Annotated in this window: 22 protein-coding genes; 19 read left to right on the top strand and 3 right to left on the bottom strand. The window is 31.3% G+C overall.

Annotated features, from left to right (window positions below):
• Nucleotides 1-44: 44 nt before the first annotated feature.
• The 3 genes from HUE53_RS04850 to HUE53_RS04840 all read right to left on the bottom strand — a co-directional run bounded on the left by HUE53_RS04850 (nt 45) and on the right by HUE53_RS04840 (nt 3197).
• Nucleotides 45-2213, bottom strand: coding sequence for a polyribonucleotide nucleotidyltransferase (locus HUE53_RS04850; RefSeq protein WP_014164867.1), 2169 nt, complete (start codon nt 2211-2213; stop codon nt 45-47).
• 156 nt (nt 2214-2369) lie between these two features.
• The gene (gene rpsO, locus HUE53_RS04845; protein WP_014164866.1) at nt 2370-2639 is read right to left on the bottom strand and encodes a 30S ribosomal protein S15; all 270 of its coding nucleotides are present in this window, start codon (nt 2637-2639) and stop codon (nt 2370-2372) included.
• Between the two features lie 102 nt (nt 2640-2741).
• Entirely contained in the window at nt 2742-3197 is a 456-nt protein-coding gene (locus tag HUE53_RS04840; protein ID WP_014164865.1) for a GAF domain-containing protein, read from the bottom strand.
• 73 nt (nt 3198-3270) lie between these two features.
• Between HUE53_RS04840 and xrtF the strand changes: the two genes are divergently transcribed.
• The 19 genes from xrtF to HUE53_RS04745 all read left to right on the top strand — a co-directional run bounded on the left by xrtF (nt 3271) and on the right by HUE53_RS04745 (nt 21674).
• Complete coding sequence (xrtF, locus tag HUE53_RS04835) at nt 3271-3819, top strand: exosortase family protein XrtF (RefSeq protein ID WP_165688647.1); 549 nt, start codon at nt 3271-3273, stop codon at nt 3817-3819.
• Nucleotides 3794-4246: an exosortase F system-associated membrane protein gene (locus HUE53_RS04830; RefSeq protein WP_014164863.1), complete on the top strand. Its 453-nt coding sequence runs from the start codon at nt 3794-3796 to the stop codon at nt 4244-4246. Before xrtF ends, HUE53_RS04830 begins: the two co-directional genes overlap by 26 nt.
• A 47-nt stretch (nt 4247-4293) precedes the next feature.
• Complete coding sequence (locus HUE53_RS04825) at nt 4294-4698, top strand: HYC_CC_PP family protein (RefSeq protein WP_014164862.1); 405 nt, start codon at nt 4294-4296, stop codon at nt 4696-4698.
• 67 nt (nt 4699-4765) lie between these two features.
• Nucleotides 4766-6763: a TonB-dependent receptor plug domain-containing protein gene (locus HUE53_RS04820; RefSeq protein WP_097609703.1), complete on the top strand. Its 1998-nt coding sequence runs from the start codon at nt 4766-4768 to the stop codon at nt 6761-6763.
• A gap of 57 nt (nt 6764-6820) precedes the next feature.
• Nucleotides 6821-7159 carry a heavy-metal-associated domain-containing protein gene (locus HUE53_RS04815; protein ID WP_065213015.1) on the top strand — a complete coding sequence of 113 codons (339 nt, stop codon included), beginning with the start codon at nt 6821-6823 and terminating at the stop codon, nt 7157-7159.
• 87 nt (nt 7160-7246) lie between these two features.
• A complete protein-coding gene (locus HUE53_RS04810; RefSeq protein WP_145955917.1) occupies nt 7247-7543 on the top strand; it encodes a hypothetical protein in 297 nt (98 codons plus the stop codon).
• Nucleotides 7544-7604: 61 nt separating this feature from the next.
• Nucleotides 7605-9206, top strand: coding sequence for a SulP family inorganic anion transporter (locus HUE53_RS04805; RefSeq protein ID WP_192188754.1), 1602 nt, complete (start codon nt 7605-7607; stop codon nt 9204-9206).
• Between the two features lie 6 nt (nt 9207-9212).
• Nucleotides 9213-9896 carry a carbonic anhydrase family protein gene (locus HUE53_RS04800; protein ID WP_065213016.1) on the top strand — a complete coding sequence of 228 codons (684 nt, stop codon included), beginning with the start codon at nt 9213-9215 and terminating at the stop codon, nt 9894-9896.
• Nucleotides 9897-9901: 5 nt separating this feature from the next.
• Entirely contained in the window at nt 9902-10537 is a 636-nt protein-coding gene (gene can / locus HUE53_RS04795; RefSeq protein ID WP_014166455.1) for a carbonate dehydratase, read from the top strand.
• An 86-nt stretch (nt 10538-10623) separates the two neighbouring features.
• Nucleotides 10624-11301: a DedA family protein gene (locus tag HUE53_RS04790; RefSeq protein ID WP_060383807.1), complete on the top strand. Its 678-nt coding sequence runs from the start codon at nt 10624-10626 to the stop codon at nt 11299-11301.
• 45 nt (nt 11302-11346) lie between these two features.
• Nucleotides 11347-11739: a hypothetical protein gene (locus HUE53_RS04785; RefSeq protein WP_014166453.1), complete on the top strand. Its 393-nt coding sequence runs from the start codon at nt 11347-11349 to the stop codon at nt 11737-11739.
• A gap of 61 nt (nt 11740-11800) precedes the next feature.
• The gene (locus HUE53_RS04780) at nt 11801-14290 is read left to right on the top strand and encodes a YbcC family protein (protein WP_169859078.1); all 2490 of its coding nucleotides are present in this window, start codon (nt 11801-11803) and stop codon (nt 14288-14290) included.
• A gap of 11 nt (nt 14291-14301) precedes the next feature.
• Nucleotides 14302-16173 carry a proton-conducting transporter transmembrane domain-containing protein gene (locus HUE53_RS04775; protein WP_097609354.1) on the top strand — a complete coding sequence of 624 codons (1872 nt, stop codon included), beginning with the start codon at nt 14302-14304 and terminating at the stop codon, nt 16171-16173.
• Between the two features lie 21 nt (nt 16174-16194).
• Nucleotides 16195-17802, top strand: a complete 1608-nt coding sequence (locus HUE53_RS04770) for a SulP family inorganic anion transporter (RefSeq protein WP_192188753.1) — start codon at nt 16195-16197, stop codon at nt 17800-17802.
• Nucleotides 17792-18559 (top strand): DUF2490 domain-containing protein, encoded by a 768-nt coding sequence (locus tag HUE53_RS04765; protein WP_097609353.1) that lies wholly within the window; start codon nt 17792-17794, stop codon nt 18557-18559. Before HUE53_RS04770 ends, HUE53_RS04765 begins: the two co-directional genes overlap by 11 nt.
• A 137-nt stretch (nt 18560-18696) precedes the next feature.
• Entirely contained in the window at nt 18697-18879 is a 183-nt protein-coding gene (locus HUE53_RS04760; protein ID WP_065213021.1) for a hypothetical protein, read from the top strand.
• A 358-nt stretch (nt 18880-19237) separates the two neighbouring features.
• Nucleotides 19238-19885: a hypothetical protein gene (locus tag HUE53_RS04755; RefSeq protein WP_097609352.1), complete on the top strand. Its 648-nt coding sequence runs from the start codon at nt 19238-19240 to the stop codon at nt 19883-19885.
• 6 nt (nt 19886-19891) lie between these two features.
• The gene (locus tag HUE53_RS04750) at nt 19892-20887 is read left to right on the top strand and encodes a hypothetical protein (protein ID WP_097609351.1); all 996 of its coding nucleotides are present in this window, start codon (nt 19892-19894) and stop codon (nt 20885-20887) included.
• 28 nt (nt 20888-20915) lie between these two features.
• Entirely contained in the window at nt 20916-21674 is a 759-nt protein-coding gene (locus HUE53_RS04745) for a hypothetical protein (protein WP_065213023.1), read from the top strand.
• Nucleotides 21675-21706: the final 32 nt, after the last annotated feature.

Here is a 21706-nt window from a genome sequence, read left to right as displayed (position 1 = left end):
CGAAATTTTTTTCGAGGTTTCGCTATTTGAATTAATAAAATTAATTAACCTTGTGGGTTTGTTTTTTTATCGTCTTTTTTTTCTTCGCGAGGAGGGCGAGGAAGTAATTGTTTTTTTGAAACTTTTTCTTTTTTATTTTTAGGGTCTATGCCTAAATATTTAACCATAAAGACATCTCCTAAATTGATTACGTCACTAGGTTTTTCTGTGCGTTCCCAAGCTAATTCAGAAACGTGTAATAAGACTTCATTTCCAGGTGCTCTGGTGTATTCTACTACTGCGCCAAAGTCAAGCATTTTAGTTACTTTTACTTCGTAAGCTTCGCCTAATTGAGGTTTGAATATCATGGCTTCAATTTTAGCTAAGACAGCGTCTATACCTGTTTGGTTGGTTCCTAGGATTTCAACAATTCCTTTGTCTCCTTCTTCTGTTAATACAATGGTCGTTTCAGTAGATTTTTGTAATTCCTGAATATTTTTACCTCCTGGACCAATAAATGCTCCAATCATACTGGCTGGAATAGAGCTCATGATGATTTTTGGTGCTTTTGGTTTAACAGCGGTTCTTGGTTCTGCAATGGTTTCAATGATTTTGTTTAGGATGTGCATACGTCCATCACGAGCTTGAGCCAATGCTTGTTCCATGATGTCGTAACGTAGTCCATCAATCTTAATATCCATTTGGCAAGCTGTGATACCATCGGCTGTACCTGTTACTTTGAAATCCATATCACCTAAGTGGTCTTCATCGCCTAAGATGTCTGATAATACGGCAAATTTTTCTCCGTCTGTAATAAGTCCCATTGCAATACCAGAAACAGGTTTAATCATTTGTACACCAGCATCCATTAATGCTAACGTTCCTGAACATACGGTTGCCATAGAAGAAGAACCGTTAGATTCTAAAACTTCTGATACAACGCGAATGGTATAAGGACAATCTGATGGAATCATGTTTTTAAGTGCGCGTTGTGCTAAATTACCATGTCCGATTTCACGACGTGAAGTACCTCTTAATGGTTTTGCTTCGCCTGTAGAAAAAGGAGGGAAGTTATAGTGTAAGTAAAAGCGCTCTTCACCTTGTTCAGAAGGTAAATCAATAACGTTGGCTTCTCTAGAGGTGCCTAGGGTTACAGTAGCTAAAGCTTGTGTTTCACCACGTGTGAAAATGGCTGAACCATGAGCAGATGGTAAATAATCGATTTCAGACCAAATTGGACGGATTTCAGTTGTTTTACGGCCGTCTAGACGAGTTCCTTGTTCAAGAATTACGTTACGAACAGCTGCTTTTTGTGTTTTGTAGATATATCTGCTTACTAATTCTTTTAAATCTTCGTTTTCAGTATATTCTTCTTCTGAATATAAGGCTTTTACTTCTTCTGCAATAGCTGCAAATTTTTCACCTCTTTCATGTTTTGCAGACGCTTCTTGAGCTACTGCGTAAAATTTTTCATAACAAGCTTCTTTTACTTTGTTGTAAACGGCTTCGTTGTTTTTTTCTGCTTCGTATTCGCGGTAGGTTAGAGTGCCAATGGCTGCACGTAATTTTTCTTGTGCTTCAATTTGAGCTTTGATGGCTTCATGAGCAAATTTAATAGCTTCTATCATTTCGGCTTCTGAAATTTCTTTCATTTCACCTTCTACCATGCAAACAGAATCTTTGGAAGCTCCGATCATCATGTCAATATCGGATTTTTCAAGTTGTGTTCTGTTAGGGTTAATGATTAATTTGCCGTCTACGCGACCTACTCGAACTTCTGAAATAAAGTTATAAAAAGGGATATCTGAAACGGCTAATGATGCTGAAGCAGCCAAACCTGTTAGTGCATCGGGCATAACATCGTCATCATGAGACATTAATTGGATCATGATTTGTGTTTCAGCATGGTAGTCATCTGGGAATAAAGGGCGTAATACGCGGTCTACTAAGCGCATGGTTAACACTTCGCTGTCGCTAGGACGCGCTTCTCTTTTGAAGAAGCCTCCAGGAAAACGACCTGCTGCAGCAAATTTTTCGCGATAATCTACTGTTAGAGGTAGAAAATCTATTCCAGGGTTAGCTGTTCTAGCAGAAACAGCTGTTGCTAAAAGCATAGCATCGCCCATTCGCACAACTACAGACCCATCGGCTTGTTTGGCTAATTTCCCAGTTTCGATTGTGATGGTTCTTCCGTCTCCTAAATCGATAACCTCTTGAAATACTTTTGGGATCATAAAATCTTTTTTTGTTAAATTAAACAATGGGTTCTAGTTGTGTTGTTGTGTTGTTGTGTTGTGTGTAGTTGTTTGAAACCCAATGAAAAACCAAACTTTTGTTGTAAAATATTTAAAAAATAAAAAGAGGCGCGCGGGCACCTCTTTTCATCTGGATTATTTTCTGATGTTTAATTCTTTGATAATCGCACGATATCTATTGATATCCTTGTTTTTTAAGTAGTCAAGAAGAGATCTTCTTTTACCTACTAGTTTTACTAACGAGCGCTCTGTGTTGTAATCATGACGATTTCTTTTCAAGTGCTCAGTTAGGTGGTTAATTCTAAAAGTAAATAAAGCTACTTGCCCTTCTGCAGAACCTGTGTTTTGAGCTTTCCCTCCGTGTTGAGCGAAGATTTCAGCTTTTTTCTCCTTTGATAAATACATGCTAATATTATTTAAATGATTATTATGTAGACCGAGATTTTCTCGATACGGACGCAAATTTAAAAATAATTATGAATTATAAAACAGGAATTATAAAAATTTTTAAAATATTTTAGCAACTTCTGAATTTACAAATTCTAAAAAACGTTCATCGGCTTCTGTAAAAGGATTTAATACGTGGCTATCAATGTCTATTTGACCAATGTTTATGCCATTTACAAATAAAGGAACGACAATTTCAGATTTTACAGTAAAGCTACAAGCTATGTAATTATCCTGAGCTTTTACATCAGGCACAACAAAGTTAGCGTTGGATTCTGCAACTTGTCCGCAAATTCCTTTGCCAAATGGGATAACTGTGTGATCTGTTTCTGCTCCTACGTAAGGACCTAAATGTAAAGTGCGTGTTTCGTGATTAGCAAAATAAAAGCCTACCCAATTATAGTACGAAATATGATCCTGTAATAACTGACAGATGTTTAATAATTTTTCATCTTTCGAAAATGTACTATTAGTTGTAATGGATATGATTTGTGGTTTTAGATTTTCAAATTCCATGATCTTTAAGTTTTTTGCAAATGTAGATCACTTGTTTTTTTAAAATTATATAAATTTGTTAAAAAATATTTATTTGAAGACACTCATAAAACAGTATCAGCCTTTTTTCCTTTTTTTAGGAAAGTTTTTTTTCTCTTATCTGGTACTTACCATACTTTATAGGCTGTATTTGTCTGGTTTTGTACATCAAGTTGACGGGTTTACTAGAAATGTATCTTGTGCTACAGAAAAAATACTTCTTTTTTTTGAGCAGAGAGTTTATATTGTAGAAGATGCTTTTAATGAACAATATCAATTGTATTTTGAAGGAGAGTATATAGCTCGTATAATAGAAGGATGTAATTCAATTAGTGTTATTGTTCTTTTTGATGCTTTTGTAATAGCGTTTTCTACAGGTTTTCAACAGACATTCGTGTTTTTGTTGTTTGGAAGTGTTTTTATATATGTTGTAAATATCTTACGAATAGCTTTATTGGTTGTTCTTTGTAGTTTATATCCCCAATATGAACATTTTTTGCATGGAGTTCTATTTCCTGTCATTATTTATGGTATAGTATGTTTGTTTTGGTTATATTGGATAAAAAAATACGCTGAATATGTTTCAAAATTTGCTTCAACATAAGTACAGACTTATAGTAGGGATTTTTTCCTTAGTTGTTTTGATGTTGATTAGGAATTATGAATCAACTTGGTTTTATGATCCGTTCATAAGATATTTTAAAAGTGAATTTCAAGGAACATTATATCCGCAGTATGATTCGTTTGATCTTTTGCTGAATTGGTTAATTCGTTATGGATTAAATACGATAGCAAGCTTGCTAATTCTCTATGTGTTATTTCAGGAAATATCAATAATTAAAATAGCGGTTATTTTGTATGTTTTCTTTTTTGTTTTTTTGATGTTTCTGATTTTTTTAGTTTTATGTTTTTGTGATGAAACGTATGTAATGATCTTGTTTTATATACGTCGCTTTTTGATTCAGCCCTTGTTTTTAATTTTGTTTATTCCAGCGTTTTACTATCAAGAGAAAAATTCAAAATTTAATTAACAACTTGTTGTGGATTCTTGGAAAGAATTATGATTATATTTGTACTGATGAAGTTTCGCAATTTTATAAATATTTGTTTAACATTACTTGTGTTGGTTTCCAATACAGGGTTGGCAATTAATGTGCATTATTGCGGTGAAGTAGTAGCTGCTATTTCTGTTGATAATCTTGAAAAAAGGAATGATTCAGGTTGTTGTGGGGATAAAATGTCAGTAGAAGATTCTTGTTGTAAGGATAAAAAAGTAGAAATTAAAAAGACTACTTCGGAAAATGTTTTAATTCACTCATTTCAGTTTAAATTACTTCCTTTTATAATCATAGAAGGAGGAGGGGGTGTGTTTGATAATTGTATAGCAGAACAAATAATAGTAGGTAGTCTACCCGCTTATTACTGTAATACTCATGCACCACCACTTTATGAGTTATATTCTAAATTACTATTTTATGCTTAATTAACTTAGTGAAATTTGTTTCGGAAATTTTTTTCTATAGGAGATGTTTTACTAATTAATTAAAATAATGAAATCTATCTATTTATTTACGTGTTCACTAGTTAGCACTGTGTTATTGGGGCAAAAGATAGACACTTTAAAAACGATAACAGTTGATTCTAAACGCAATACAATACAAAAATCCTTATTAAAAACTACTAATATTACTGTTCTATCTAGTAAAGAATTATTAAAAGCGGCCTGCTGTAATTTAGCTGAAAGCTTTGAAACGAATCCTACTATTGATGTTAATTATTCAGATGCTTTAACGGGTACCAAGCAGATAAAAATGCTAGGTTTGACTTCTCCTTATTTGTTAATTGCTGAAGAAAATATTCCCTCTATTCGTGGTGCTTCACAGGCGTATGGTATGTCTTTTACTCCAGGGACTTGGGTAGAAAGTATTCAAGTTACAAAAGGCGCAGGAAGTGTAATTAATGGGTACGAAAGTATTTCGGGTCAGATAAACACGGAGTTGCTAAAGCCAGCTAAAGAAATACCTTTTTACTTGAATTTTTATGGGTCTACTGATTCTCGTTTTGAATTAAATACACATTTGGCACAAAAAGTAGGTGCTAAGTGGAGTACTCTTTTATTAGTGCATTCCAATATGAGGGTGTCTAAAAAGGATATGAACAAGGATGGGTTTTTGGATAATCCATTAGGGCGTCAAGTAAATGTGATGAATCGTTGGCAATATGCTAACCCTGAAACAGGGTGGGTAAGTTTCTTGAATTTTCGCTATATGAAAGATGAAAAACAAGCAGGACAAACGGGATTTAATCCCATAAAAGATAAATTAACTAAAAATAAATGGGGAGCCGAGATTAATACACATCGAGTGGATTTTTCTTCTAAAATTGGTTATGTTTGGAAAGAGGCTCCTTATCAGAGCATTGGTTTTCAAAACGCATTCACTACACATAATCAAAATTCTTATTTTGGATTAAGAACCTATGAAATTAAACAAAATAGTTTGTATTCTAATTTAATTTTTAATTCGATCATACATAATACAATGAACAAATTTGCTACGGGTTTGAATTTTACTTTGGACGATTATAATGAATTTGTTTTAGGACGAGATGTAAGTCGAAGAGATAATTCTATAGGAATGTTTTTTGAGTACACGTATGATAATATGGATAAATTTAGTGTGATTTTAGGGGGGCGTGCGGATTATCATAATCGTTTAGGTTTTTTTATAACGCCTCGTATTCATGCTCGTTATAATCCATGGAAAGATGCTGTTTTTAGAGTTTCAATAGGAAGAGGGAAACGAGCCGCTAATATTTTTGCTGAAAATCAAGCCCTTTTTGCAAGTAATAGAAATTTGAATGTTTTAGGAGATTCAGGTAAGATTTATGGTTTGTACCCAGAAATAGCGTGGAATTATGGTATGGGTTTTTTGCAGAAGTTTCGGATTTTGGGTATGAATGCTGATGCATCGGTAGATTTTTATCGTACTGATTTTCAAAATCAAGTGGTGGTAGATGTTTTACAATCGTATCAAGATGTAAATTTTTATAATCTGGAAGGAAGTTCGTTTGCCAATAGTTTTCAAGCGGAATTTAATATAGAAATTATTAAACGATTGAACCTACGTTCAGCATATAAATTATATGACATCAAAACGGATTATAATTTAGGTCGATACCAACGTCCTTTACAAGCAAAACATCGTTTTTTTTCTAATATAGAATACGCAACAAAGGGAAAAGAAAACGGCAAGCAATGGCGTTTTGATTTTACCTTGAATTGGACAGGTAAACAACAATTGCCTAATACAAATCTAGAATTAGCATCATTATCATCTGATTTTGTGGTAATGAATTCACAGATAACCCATGCATTTTCTTCAGCCTTTGAGATATATACAGGAGTTGAAAATTTAAGTAACTATAAACAACAAAAGGCTATTGTAGGAGCAGAAAATCCATTTGGAGAAAATTTTGATAGTTCAGTAGTATACGCACCCATTTTTGGGCAAATGATTTACACTGGTTTGCGTTTTAAAGTAAATTAAGGGTGATTCAATTGAATAATATTCAATACGTTTTAAAAATCTTATATTTTAAAAAAAATGAAAAAGATAGTTCTAATTTTAGCAGTATTGATGAGTATTTTGAGTTTTTCTCAAGAGAAAAAAAATAAAAATGCAAAATATGATATAGAGGTAAATGGTAATTGTGAAATGTGTAAAAAACGAATAGAAAAAGCTGCTTTTTCTATTTCAGGAGTAAAAATGGCACAGTATGCTATTGAAGGCAAAACATTACATTTAGTGATAAATGAGGAAAAATGTACATTGTTAGATATAGAGAAAGCTATAGGTAAAATAGGACATGATACTAAAAATGTAAAAGCAAATCAAGAAGACTACGAAAAACTTCATGGTTGCTGTCAATATGAACGGAAATAAATAAAAAGCGTGTTAAAAAAAACTTATTAATTATAAAATGAATATTATATTTGGTATTTTAGCTCTATGAAACCATTAATTAAAATAGTGTTACTATTTTTATTCCTTTTTCAATTTACTCCAAGTGTTATTTCTTTGGTAGATAGAGAGAAGGGAGCTAAGTTATCATTGGTTTTACTAGAAGAAGAAGAGGAAGAAGAGTCTACTAAAGAATCTAAAGAAACAAAAGAAATTAAGGAAATAAAAACGGAATTTATTTCTTTTTTTATTGACTATCAAATAACTTCTAATTTTACAGATTTACAAAAAGTTGTAGATATGTATCTTTTGTTAGATTATACTACTGAATTTACATTGCAGATATTACCTCCTGAATGGATTTAAGGCAAAAATGAGTTGAGTGTTTTTTATGCTCAAATGTTTTATGGATTTAAATTTAATTAGGATGACAAAAAAAATAAATATTTTTGGAAACCTTGGTTCTGACTTGCCAGCAGGACTAGTGGTTTTCCTAGTGGCATTGCCTTTGTGTTTAGGTATTGCGTTAGCTTCTGGAGCTCCTTTGTTTGCAGGAGTTATTTCAGGAGTAGTGGGAGGTATAGTGGTAGGTTATTTAAGTAAATCACATCTCTCTGTTTCAGGACCTGCGGCTGGACTTACTGCAATTGTTTTAACAGCAATTTCGGATTTAGGAGCTTTTAATGTTTTTTTATTAGCTGTTTTTATAGCAGGAATTATTCAAATAATTTTAGGATTTCTAAAAGCAGGAGCTATATCTAATTATTTCCCTAATAATGTAATTGAAGGAATGTTAGCAGGTATAGGAGTTATTATATTTTTAAAACAATTGCCTCATGCCTTTGGTTATGATAAGGATTATGAAGGTGATTTAGCTTTTTTGCAACCCGATGGAGAAAATACTTTTTCTGAATTGTTTTCGGTTATAGGAAATATACATTTGGGAGCTACTCTAATAGCCATTATATCTTTGTCTATTTTAGTTTTATGGCCTAAAATACCCGTGTTAAAAGATTTGAAATTAGTGCCATCAGCTTTAGTTGCCGTAGTGGTAGGAATTATCCTAAACCAAGTTTTTGTAAGTTTGGGTTCTTCTTTAGCAGTTTTAGACGGTCATTTAGTAAAATTACCTGTCCCAAAATCATTTGTAGAGTTTCAAGAGAGTTTTACAATGCCTGATTTTTCACAAATTTCAAATCAAAAAGTGTGGATTGTTGGTGTTACAATAGCAGTGGTTGCTTCTATAGAAACGTTGTTGTGTATTGAGGCAGCTGATAGAATGGATAAGCATAAAAGATATACAGATACCAATAACGAGTTGAAAGCACAAGGAATTGGTAATTTAGTGAGTGCTCTTTTGGGAGGTTTGCCTATGACATCTGTTGTAGTTCGTACGACAGCTAATGTTAATGCAGGCGGTGAAACTAAAATGGCAGCCATTTTTCATGGGGTTTTGCTAATTGTTTGTGCGGTAGCCATACCTTCTGTTCTTAATAAAATTCCATTAGCTACTTTGGCAGCAGTTTTACTATTAGTGGGGTATAAATTGTCCAATCCTAAAGTAATCAAACATTTTTACGAACGAGGGAAGTATCAGTTCATTCCTTTTATTGCAACTATGATTGGAGTGGTGTTTACAGATTTACTAAAAGGAGTAGCATTAGGTTTAATAATAAGTGTGATTTTTATCTTAAAAGGAAATATGAAACGTGCTTATAATTTTAGAAAAGAAAATTATAAAGAAGGTGATTTTATTCATATTGATCTAGCGCAAGAAGTTTCCTTTTTAAATAAAGCGGCTATTAAATTAACTCTAGCTTCTATTCCTGAAAAATCTTCGGTAGTTATTAATGCGTCAGACACAGTATACATAGCACATGATGTATTGGATTTGATTAAAGAATTTAAGAAAGTTAGAGCTAAAGAAGAAAATATTAAGGTAAAATTGATTGGTTTTAAAGAAGCGTATGAATTAGAAAATACAGGAGAGGAAGAAAAACATATTTATGTAGAACACACAACTAAATGAGGTATCATGAGAACTCTAAATAAAGAATTACAGTCACAAATAAGTCCAAAGAACGCTTTAGAAATATTAAAAGAAGGGAATCAGCGCTTTGTAAATAATCTAAAGTTTCATAGAGATCTATTAGAACAAGTAAATGATACGCGAGACGGACAATGGCCTTTTGCCACTATTTTGAGTTGTATAGATAGTCGTACTTCAGCAGAATTAATCTTTGATCAAGGATTAGGAGATGTTTTTTCAGTAAGAATTGCAGGAAATGTAATAAATACGGATATTTTAGGAAGTATGGAATTTGCCTGTAAAATAGCAGGGTCTAAACTAATAGTAGTTTTAGGACATACTAAATGCGGTGCTGTAAAAGGAGCTTGTGATCATGTAGAAATGGGGAACTTAACAGAACTCCTTTCTAAATTGCAACCAGCAGTATATGAAGAACGCATGACAAAAGAAAATAGGACTTCAGACAATAGTACATTTGTAGAAAATGTAGCGCAAATTAATGTGAAGAGAACCGTTAAGTCAATTTTACAAAGAAGTTACATTTTAGAACAAATGGTAGAAAATGGAGAAATAGGAATTATAGGCGGGATGTATAACATAGAAACAGGTTTAGTTGAGTTTTATGAAGACTACGCTTTTATAAAATCCGATTTAGATACTAATTTTAATCTAAAAGAATTAATTAAATAAAAAAAATGAGTGATTTCTATAAAAAATTATTAGATAATAATAAAAAGTGGGTAGATACAAAATTAAATCAAGATCCCAATTTTTTCAAAGATTTAGCAAAAGGACAAAATCCCCCTTTATTATGGATAGGTTGCTCAGATAGCCGTGTACCCGCTAATGAAATTACAGGAACTAAATCAGGTGAGGTTTTTGTACACCGTAACATAGCTAATATGGTGGTACATACAGATATGAATATGTTAAGTGTTCTAGATTATGCTGTCAATGTATTAAAAGTGCGTCATGTAATTGTTTGTGGTCATTATGGATGCGGAGGAGTAAAAGCAGCCATGGGAAATACCTCTTTTGGTATTATTGATAACTGGATACGACACATAAAGGATATTTATCGTTTTAATAAAGAAAAACTTAACTCTATAGAAAATGAAGAAGAACGCTTCAATAGATTTGTAGAACTTAATGTCAAGGAACAAGTATTAAACTTAGCGAAAACGTCTATTGTACAAACAGCGTGGAAAAACGGACAAGAATTGTTTTTACATGGTTGGGTGTATGGCTTGAATTCAGGATACGTAACAGATTTACAAGTAAATTTTTCTTGTAATTCTGATTTACATGAAATGTATCAACTGGATGTTTAATCATTTTTATGATTAATTTAATGAATAAAATAAGGGTGATTGTGCTAAAAATAGTACCTTCGCCCTTTTAAATGCCTGAAAAAATTATGAAAGAGTTCAATTGGTTGCAATTACTAAATCCAGAATTTTATATTCTATTAGAATTTGGTGGAATTAAAATAGGATTAATTGTCGTTTTATTTATCGTTTTTGCTGAAACAGGATTGTTAGCTGGTTTCTTTTTGCCTGGAGATAGTTTGCTTTTTCTTGCAGGAATTTATAGCGAAACATTGATGAGTCAGACATCTTTGGGGAATGACTTTATGAATGTATCTGTTTTTGCTTTCTTAGTTGGACTTATGGGACTTATTGGAAATATGACTGGTTACTGGTTTGGGGCTAAAAGCGGAAATTATTTATATAACCAGAAAGATACATTTTTTTTCAAGAAAAAATATCTATACCAAGCAAGAGAATTTTTTGATAAATATGGCAATCGAGCCATTGTATTTGCTCGTTTCCTACCTATTGTTAGAACCTTTGCTCCTGTGGTAGCGGGTATCGTTGAAATGGATAAAAAGAAATTTATGTTCTACAATATACTAGGATCTTTTTTATGGGCTTTTTCCATGATTTTTGCAGGACACTATCTTCATACATTATTTTTACAAAGTTTTGGTATAGATCTAAAACATTATATAGAGTTCATAGTAATAGGAATTGTAGCTTTTACCACTTTACCTGTTTTATGGAAAATATTTAAAAAGAAAGTACATATTGAATAAAAAACTATTAATTTTGACTTTGTTAGATTAAATAAAAAAAACTCGATGTTTAAGATACTAAATAATAAAAAAGTTTTTGAAAAAAAGGGATGGATTTCATTCCTTTTGGCTTTTTTGTTATTATTATCAATATCAGGTAAAAGTTTCTCTAATGCTGAGAATTTTTTAAAAATTCCAGTAAAAATAGATAAAGAAAAGAATTCTTCTAAATCAAAAATTATTTCTGTTAACCAGAGCTTAGACGATGAAGAATTAACAGAATTAGACCTTGAAGATGATAACATTGAGGAATTTATTTTCTCTAAAGAATATGTTTTTTCGCTTCAGTTACTTTTATTAAAAAAAGACTACAATGCAATAGGTTATAAGAGTTTTAAACTCATATACAATCAACCCCTATATATACTCTACTGTAACTGGAAATACGATCTAGTTTAATTAATTCCTTAAGCGATGTATTCACATCAAAATAGAGGTATTAATTAAATATTTCCTAAAAATGAATTTAACGAATCAGCGATTCGTGGAGCATGATGTACTTCACGAACTATCGCATTACTTACCTGCGCAAAATCCATTAAAAGACTTTGTGCACCACAATACTTTGCATGCTTTTCAAAAACAATCTTTTTTTGATGCTTTACATCAAGCATCTACAGTATTTGGTTATAAAACCTATTTATCATTAGCTGAATTCAGAGCCAAATACGCTAATGGTGAAATTTCGAAAGAAATTCTAAAAAAAGTAGTATACGATCGGAAACTAGAATATTCATATAAGTTATGGGAGCATAAAGTATTAAATGAAATTTATGATGAATCCTTATCTTCAAGAATAGGTAGTGTTCGCTCTCTATGGAAAGAACACTATGCCATGAATTTAGACAAAGCAACACACGGAATCTTGTTTAGAGTATTATGTAGTTACCTAGATCAAGGAATTTCAGTATGGCCTTTTCCTGTTCATGATAAAGGATTTTTAGCTTCTATAAAAGAATTAGATAAAAATGGAATCACCGGTTTCTTTAAAACGTCAAGAGCAAAAGCATTATTACAAAGCGAAATTAGTATCGAAGAATTATTACATATTATAGTGGGTAATGAGGCTTATTATACTCATTATTTGTTTGATCAACAATTTTCACATCCAGGTTGGAGTGGTATGGTGGCAACATTAGAGCAAAATCCTGTTTCATTATTAGCCAAAAAGAGGATTACATTACAAGAACTTATAAAGTTTGAATTGCTATTAGAAATAGATGTTTTAGATCAAAAATTTGGCAAAAATTGGAAACCAATTGCTTACAATTTACAAGAACCACTTGAAGATATTTTTTCAGTTCCTGAGTATTCTGAATATTTTGAAGTATTATCTATATGGCAAGAAGCTTTTGAATGGAGTTTTTATAACCAAGCATTATTAGGGATACAAGAAACGAGTACCCAAATACGACCTAAAAAACAAACTAGTTTTCAAGCTATGTTTTGTATGGATGATAGAGAATGCTCTTTTAGACGATATATAGAAGAAGAAGATCCTAATGCTCAAACCTTTGGTACAGCAGCCTTCTTTAATTTTGAATTTTTTTATCAACCAATAGAAGGAAAATTTTTTACAAAGCTTTGTCCAGCTCCAGTAACACCTAAATATTTGGTAAAAGAACTGCCTAGAAAGAAAAAACATGCTACAGATCTTCATTATCACAAACGTACACATTCTTTGTTATTTGGATGGTTAATAAGCCAATCCTTAGGTTTTGCGTCAGCTTTTAAATTATTTTTGAATATTTTTAAACCCACCATTACCCCTGCAACATCAGCTTCATTTAAACATTTAAATCCAAAATCACAATTAGTAATTGAAAACGATAATGGGGTGCAACAAGATGGGTTACAAGTAGGTTTTACAGTAGAAGAAATGGCTACTCGTGTAGAAGGATTGCTTAGATCTATAGGTCTTGTAAAAAATTTTGCTCCCATAGTATATGTAGTAGGGCATGGTGCCACTAGTGTAAATAATACGCATTTTGCAGGTTATGACTGTGGTGCTTGTAGCGGAAGACCAAGTTCCGTAAATGCCAAAGTCTTATCTTTTGCAGCCAATCATCCTGAAGTACGTATTCTTTTATCAAAAAAAGGAATAGAAATTCCTAATACTACTCAATTCTTGCCAGCACTACATGATACAACTCGTGATGAAATTGAGTTTTATGATGAAAAAGTATTGACCCAAATCAATTTAGATATTCACATCCAGAACAAAAAAACTTTTGAAAAAGCTTTGGATAAAAATGCTGTTGAGCGTTCTCGTCGTTTTGAAATCATAACCAAATCAGATGATTTAAAAAAAATACATAATTCCGTTAAACGTCGTTCCGTTTCTTTATTCGAACCACGTCCAGAACTCAATCATGCTACCAATGCCATGTGTATAGTGGGGAGAAGAACAGTATCTGAACAATTATTCTTAGATAGACGTTCCTTTTTAAATTCTTTTGATTATGAAGTAGATCCTAAAGGCGATTATTTGGCGGGAATATTAAATGCAGTAGCTCCAGTAGGAGGAGGTATTAATCTAGAGTATTATTTTTCTAGAGTAGACAATCATAAGCTAGGAGCAGGATCTAAACTGCCTCATAATGTTATGGGATTAATAGGTGTTGCTAACGGAATTGATGGTGATTTACGTCCTGGACTACCCAATCAAATGATTGAAGTACACGACCCTGTTCGATTGTTAGTAGTTGTGGAACATTTTCCAGAAGTGGTAAAATATGCAATTACTAAAAATTCAGCTACTTATGAATGGTTTTATAATGAATGGGTTAATCTAGTTGTATTGCATCCAGAAACGAAACAACTTTTCCGATTTATTAAAGGCAGTTTTGAGTTATATAAACCTCTAAAGGTTGCATTAGGTGATATTCAGGACATACTTAAATATACACAAACTAGTATGGATAATTTAAAAGTAGGTATTATTAAATAAGAGGAACGGATATGTGGAATGAAATTTTAATAGCATTTGTGTTAATCCCTTTTGCTGGTTTTTTTATTAGTTTTTGGTTGCCTGAAAAAAAAGAATCAGGGTTATCTAGAGCCGCTTTAGGTACCGTTTTAGTTCAATTGTTTTCCTTGATAGTATTCTTGTTTTATTGGATATTAAAGGGCGCTAAACCATTTAATCTTTTTGAAGTAAGTTTAGTAAAAACAAATCATTATGAGTTTTTTATTGATTTCTTTTTTGATAAAGTAACCGCTGTTTATCTATTCGTAGGAGCCTTGTTAATTTCAATGGTTACCACCTATAGTCGTTACTATTTACATCGGGAAAAAGGATATAAGCGTTTTTTTATAACGGTTTTATTTTTCTTTTTTGGATATAATTTAGCTGTTTTATCAGGGAATTTTGAAACCTTATTTATAGGTTGGGAAATTATAGGAATTTCCTCCTTTTTATTGATTGCATTTTACAGAGAACGTTATTTACCGGTAAAGAATGCGTTTAAGGTATTTTCTATTTATCGAATAGGAGACGTTGGCTTATTGTTAGCCATGTGGGCAAGTCATCACTTGTTTCATGAGAACATTACCTTTATGAAGATGTATAATTATGAGTTAGTAAGCGAACATCTTCAAACGCATTCTTTTATTGGCGTTTTTATTGGTTTATGTTTAGTATGTGCAGCAGCTGTTAAATCAGCCCAAGTCCCTTTTTCTTCTTGGCTGCCTCGTGCTATGGAAGGGCCTACTCCGTCAAGTGCTATTTTTTATGGTTCCTTATCCGTGCATTTAGGCGTATTCCTTATGTTACGAACTCATCCTTTTTGGGAACATCAAACTTCGTTACGAATTGCTATTGGAGTAATGGGAGCCCTGACTAGCTTAGTAGCCACTTTTATGGCTCGAGTTCAGTCTTCTGTAAAAAGCCAAATTGCTTATAGCTCCATTTCTCAAATAGGATTAATTTTTATAGAAATAGCTCTTGGGTTAGATACTTTGGCCTTATTGCACTTTGCAGGCAATGCTTTTTTAAGAACCTATCAACTTTTGGTTTCTCCGTCTGTTGTAAGTTATCTTATAAGAGAACAATTTTATCATTACGAACCCGTAGAACACACATTTGAAGACTCTTTACCTAAACGTTTAGAATATGCACTCTATATATTAAGTATTAAAGAGTTTAATTTGGAAAAAATAGTAAATTTATTTCTATGGAAACCCCTTAAATTCATTGGTAAATTTTTGAATTTCTTGAACTTAAAAAGAATATTTCTTCTTTTTGTGCCAATTTATATAGGAGGTATACTATTACTAAAAAGCAAGATCCATTTATTAGAACAAGTAAATAATAGATTGCCTGAATTTTTTGCTTTTATAGGTTTAATCTCAGTTTTTAAATCATTTTCAGAACGAAAAAGCCCTTTTGTAGCTTGGGTTTTGATAATATTTAATCACTTTTGGATTGTTTTAGCTATTCTATTTAATGAAAAAGTTGATTTTTATGAAATTTCTCTATACCTCATAGGAATAATAATGGCTGGGGTATTAGGATATATAGCACTTGTAAAATTAAGTAAAATAGAAAGAAAAATCTCGTTAAATCAATATTTAGGACATGTATATGAACATCCCAAATATGCCTTTTTCTTTTTAGTTGCAGCTCTTGGTGTAACAGGTTTTCCCATTACGACTACTTTTATAGGTGAAGACTTATTGTTTAGTCATATAGAAAGTGATCAAGTAATACTTGCCTTTTTTATAGCCAGTAGTTTTGTGGTTTCGGGAATTGCAGGAGTACGTATTTATACACGATTATTCTTAGGACCACACGTAAAAACCTATCATGAATTACCTTATAAATCTTCTTAAATAAAAAAATATTCATTATATATGAACACAAAAAATAAAATTAATATTCCTACTGACGGATTAGCAGGATTAAAAGAAAATTTTTCATCTGATGCCATCTCAGGCTTTATCGTTTTTTTATTAGCATTACCATTAAGTTTAGGAATTGCTAAAGCATCAGATTTTCCACCGATAATGGGTTTAATTACCGCAATTATAGGAGGTATCCTAGTAAGTATACTATCTGGATCAAAGTTGACTATCAAAGGACCAGCAGCTGGGTTAATTGTAATTGTTGCAGGTTCTGTAGCCGAATTTGGTAAAGGAGATGCAACTTTAGGTTGGAAACTTGCTTTAGGAGCCATGGCGGTAGCGGGAATACTTCAAATACTATTTGGATTACTAAAGTTAGGAAAACTAGCAGATTTCTTTCCTCTTTCAGCTATACATGGGATGTTAGCTGCAATAGGTATCATTATTATTACAAAACAAATTCCTGTTTTGTTAAATGATGACCCCACGTTAGCAAAAGGTAAAAAACCTTTAGAATTGTTAATGAATATACCCAATTTTATTATAAATCTTGATCCAAAAGCGACTTTAATAGGTATAATTAGTTTAACGATTATGATGGGATGGCCATTTATTAAAAATACTTTTATCAAAAAAATCCCAGCACCACTTGTAGTTTTGCTTTTTGCTATTCCTGCGGAATTATTTATGGATTTTAAACACACGGAACCTTCTTTTACCTTAGTTAAAATAGGAAATCTAGTAGAAAATCTAAATATAAATGTTGATTTTTCAGGAATATCACAAACAGGACTTTTTATAAAATATGTCATTATGTTTGCCTTAGTGGGAACTTTAGAATCATTGCTTACAGTAAAAGCAATTGATTTACTAGACCCATTTAAAAGAAAATCAAACAACAATAAAGATTTAATAGCAGTTGGAGTAGGTAATGTATTGGCTGCATTTTTAGGAGGATTGCCTATGATTGCTGAGGTAGCTCGTAGTTCTTCCAATGTAAATAATGGCGCAAAAACACGTTGGGCTAACTTTTTTCATGGGTTATTTATTTTATTATTTTTATTAGTGGCTGCTCCCATATTAGAAATGATTCCTAATGCAGCTTTAGCCGCAATGCTCATTACAGTAGGAATTAAATTAGCACATCCTAAAGAATTTATTCATACTTTTGAAATAGGAAAAGAACAATTAGCAATATTTCTAGTAACTATTTTCTTTACTTTATTTGAAGACTTATTAGTAGGTATCGGTGCAGGTATGCTTCTTAATATAATTATTCACTTGTATCACGGTACGCCTCTTAGTTCTTTTTTTAAAGCACCTACTGAAGTTTTGTTTGAAGGGAATGAATATCAGATAAATATTAGTAAAGCGGCAATTTTCACCAATTTTTTAGGAATTAAAAGAAAATTAGAAGAAATACCTTACGGATTTAATGTAACTATAAATCTCAAAGAAACAAAAATGGTTGATAATTCCGTTTTAGAGAATTTAGAACATTTTAAACATGATTATGAAGCCAATGGAGGAAAAGTAAATGTAGTAGGCTTAGAATCTCATCAAGCTTTTTCAAATCATCCGAATTCATCTAGAAAAAAATTACAATATGTTAAATAGCGAATTTAAAAAACTATTTCTTTTTTTTGTTTTATCTTTCATAATAATTCAAAAATCATTTTCTCAAAAAGTAAACCACAACAATGATGTTTGGTTCCATTATTTTGGAAAAAATATGTTTACAAAAAAGCTATCCTTTACCCTTGAAGCAACCATGCGTTATGCAAATGGCTTTAGCGAAAAGCAACAATGGTTTATTAGACCATCGGTAGATTATCAATTCAACAAAAGCCTAGTAGGTAGTGTAGGGTATTCACATTATGATACTTATGTGTATGGTGAAACACCTTTAAATAAAATAAACACACCAGAAGATCACATCTGGATACAAGGTACTTATACCGCAAATCTTGGTAATTTTAAATTTATAAACCGATTACGAGATGAGTTTCGATTTGTAGGGATTCCAGTTAAAAACACTACAGGAGATTATGTGATAGATCATTATGAACACAGAAACCGTTTGCGTTATATGTTTTTAGTAAATTATCCTTTAACTAAAGATGCCAATGGAAAATCTAAATTGTTTTTAAACGTAGGTGATGAAGCTTTTTTAAATATCGATGTAACCGATGCCAAAACTTTATTCCAACAAAATAGAGCCATTGCTGGTTTGGGATATAATATTAATGCACACCATCAGGTACAATTAAATTACATTCACCAAAATATTTGGAATCTAGGAAATACAATTCAAGAAAAGAACCCAACATTAAGAATATCCTACTTAACAAATTTTGATTGGTTTAAAAAATAACTAAAACTAGGCTGTTTGTTATAAACCAAATGGCCTAATTTATCATTTTATCATACTAAAAAAAAAATATTTCTCTATTTTGTTTTTCCTTGATCCCTTTTTATCCAAAAGCAAATGAGCCTAGAACAATTTAGCAAATGTTATCATTAATTACAGGAATTACTGAAATCATAAAACTTGAGGCAAATGAGGAAGATATGTTTGATATGTATGCGGCAACCTTGTCTTCTAGACAAGATGTTGAAAACAATCCAGAATATTTTGAGCTAAAAAAAGGACTAAAAGCTAAGAAATATAGGTCAAATGGCAATGAACATTAAATGCACCAGATGTTATAGGTGGTTCATACCATCAAATAGGAGGGGGAATTAGATGAATTTAACGTTTGTGGTTTTGGAAACAAAAAAAATGTAGCTCTAGTAAAAGGATTCTTAGAGCAAAGTAAAACCAAAACGGTACTTACCCTACTCGTTTTTCCTATCATATTTTGGTTATTCAATAGAAGTAAACAAATTAAAATAGTATAATAATTCTTATACCGCGTAAGTAAAAATGTATTTTAAACCCTAAAAATACCTCAAAATTTATTTCATTTTTGAGGTATTTTGCTTTTTAAAGTTTTTATACTCCTACATCTTTTTGAAATAAATACCTTTGACATCAATTAAATAATATAAAATGAGAAAAACATTTTTAACACTTCTTGTCTCGGTTTTAGCCATTACGACAAATTATTCCCAGATGAAAAACTTATCAGAATATTCTTATAAAATAAGTGAGCCATATAAGGTTTTTGATGCCCGAAATAAAGTTTATTTTTCCAAAGGAAATGAAGTTATGGCAGTTAAATTAGATAGAGAAGAAATTTTAATTCAAAAATTTGATTCAAATAAACCCGCTTTTATAAAAGAAACAAAATATGAAAAGATATTCCCTAGAAACTACTCTTTCGAAGAAATTTTAGAAATAAATAACAAATATTATTTGTTTTATTCTTCTTGGGATGGCGATGCTGAAAAAGAACAATTGTTTTTTAGAGAAATTAATTTTGAGAAAGGAGAGTTTTCCCCAGAATCAAAATTATTATTCCAAGTTGAAGGTAAAATAGCAGGAACATTAATGTCAAGCGGAATGGGATTTTCCCATTCAGTAGAAGACAAGTTTGACTTTTATCAATCTAATGATAAAAGCAAACTATTAATTCAGTACAGAAAAAAACCCGAAGTAAAGAGGGATACAAAGAGCTATGATATAATTGGTCTGCATTCGTATGATAAATCACTAAACAAACTGTATTCTAATGAAGTTACGATGCCTTATACATAGCGTAGAATGGAAAATTTAGATTACCAACTAGATTCAAAAGGAAATCTGTATATGTTAGAAAAAATTTATCATGATGATTCAGCAGATGAGAAAAAAAGAAAAAAAGATGAAGAAGCAAACTATCATATAGAATTGTTAACAGTTAAAGCAGGTACTGATAAAATAAATATTTCAAAATATGAGAATGCCAACAAGTTTGTGAATAACCTTTGGATTTTAGACACAAACAAAGATCAATTAATTTGTGGTGGTTTTTATAGTGAAATAGCTAAAGGGAAATCAGATTATGATGATATAGATGGAGTGGCTTTAATTAAATTTGATAGTCAAGGAAAAACAATTTATTCAACCTTTCAGCCAATCCCTTTAGAAATCATCAATCAGTATGAAAGCAATAGAACAAGAAGACGAAATGAAAAAAAAGAAAGAAAAGGAGATGATCCTCAGTTTGGGAATCTTGTTTTTAGGGATATGGTATTAAACCCTGACGGAAGTGTCGTATTAATAGGAGAACAAAACTATATTATTAATAACTATATTCAAGGAGTGAATGGTTCTCCAGGAGGAAATTATTATACCTATCATTACTGTAATATTTTAGTAACAAAATTAAAAGCAGACGGATCTTTAGCTTGGATGAAAAAAATACCTAAGAATCAAATGGGATTTAAAGGAAGAGGAGGGATGTCTTATAAATACTTTAGTGCAAATAACAAACATTATTTAGTGTTTTTAGATAATATTAAAAATATAGATTTGCCATTAGATAAAGAACCTACTCTTCATAAAGATGAAAAAGGAGGATACCTGACTTCTGTAAAAATTGACGATGTTACAGGAGAGTGGTCTAAAGGAGCTATTTTAAATTCAAAAGAAGTAAAAGATTTTAAAATCTATCAGTTTTCTGTAAATGGTATCATACAAATAGCTAAAAGTGCATTCATGTTTGAAGTGTATAAAAAGCGTAAAGAAGATGTTATGATTAAAGTTGATTTAAATTAGTATTTTTGGTTTCTAAAATTAAATAAATATGAAAAAGGTAGCATTATCATTATTGTTCATAACAAATGTTATGATGGGGCAAACAGTAAAGTTTGAAAAGGAAAAAATTAAAGAAATGGAAACTGTTCTTTTTGAAGAGACTTTTGTTACCGTTAACAATAAAAAGACTTCAACGGTTATTTTAAAAGATGGTCGTACAATTATTGGTTATTTTAAAGATATCAATAGAAAAAAAGGTCAAATAGAGGAAGTTGAAGTAAAAGACAGTGTTACAGGAAAAGTGGAAGCTTTTGAAGCTTCAAAAATTTCTGAATTGTATTTATCTCCAAGTGGCTCTGAAAAATTTAGAAAAACTATGAAACATTTTACAAATATTCGTAGTATGAGTACAAAAAATCATAAAAAAGCCACGAATAAAGAAACTGTTTTTTATAAAAATCAATTGGTTTCTTTGAAAAATAAAAAAGAAGAAAAGGAATACTTGATGCAATTAATAAACCCTTCTTTTAATGGTATTATTGAAGTTTATGGGGATCCAAATGCAAATGAAACAGGAGGTGTAGCTATTGGAGGAATGAAAATGGGCGGAGGTGTTATTAAATCTTATTATGTCAAAAAAGGAGATAAAATGATTTGGTTACATAAAGATGAATTTAAAGAAACGTATAACAATTTATTTGGAGATAACGCGGAGTTTATGAAAAATTACCCGTTAGATTCAGTAAAATGGGATTATTTTAGTTTCTTGATTTATGAATATACAAGAATGACTTTAGAATCTAAGTAATAATCAAAATAGAAGTTAATAAAAAACCCAAG

Origin of the sequence: Flavobacterium columnare (genome assembly GCF_014844295.1) — a bacterium.
GTDB classification, from domain to species: Bacteria; Bacteroidota; Bacteroidia; order Flavobacteriales; family Flavobacteriaceae; genus Flavobacterium; species Flavobacterium columnare.
This window is presented reverse-complemented; position numbering and strand designations above follow the sequence as displayed.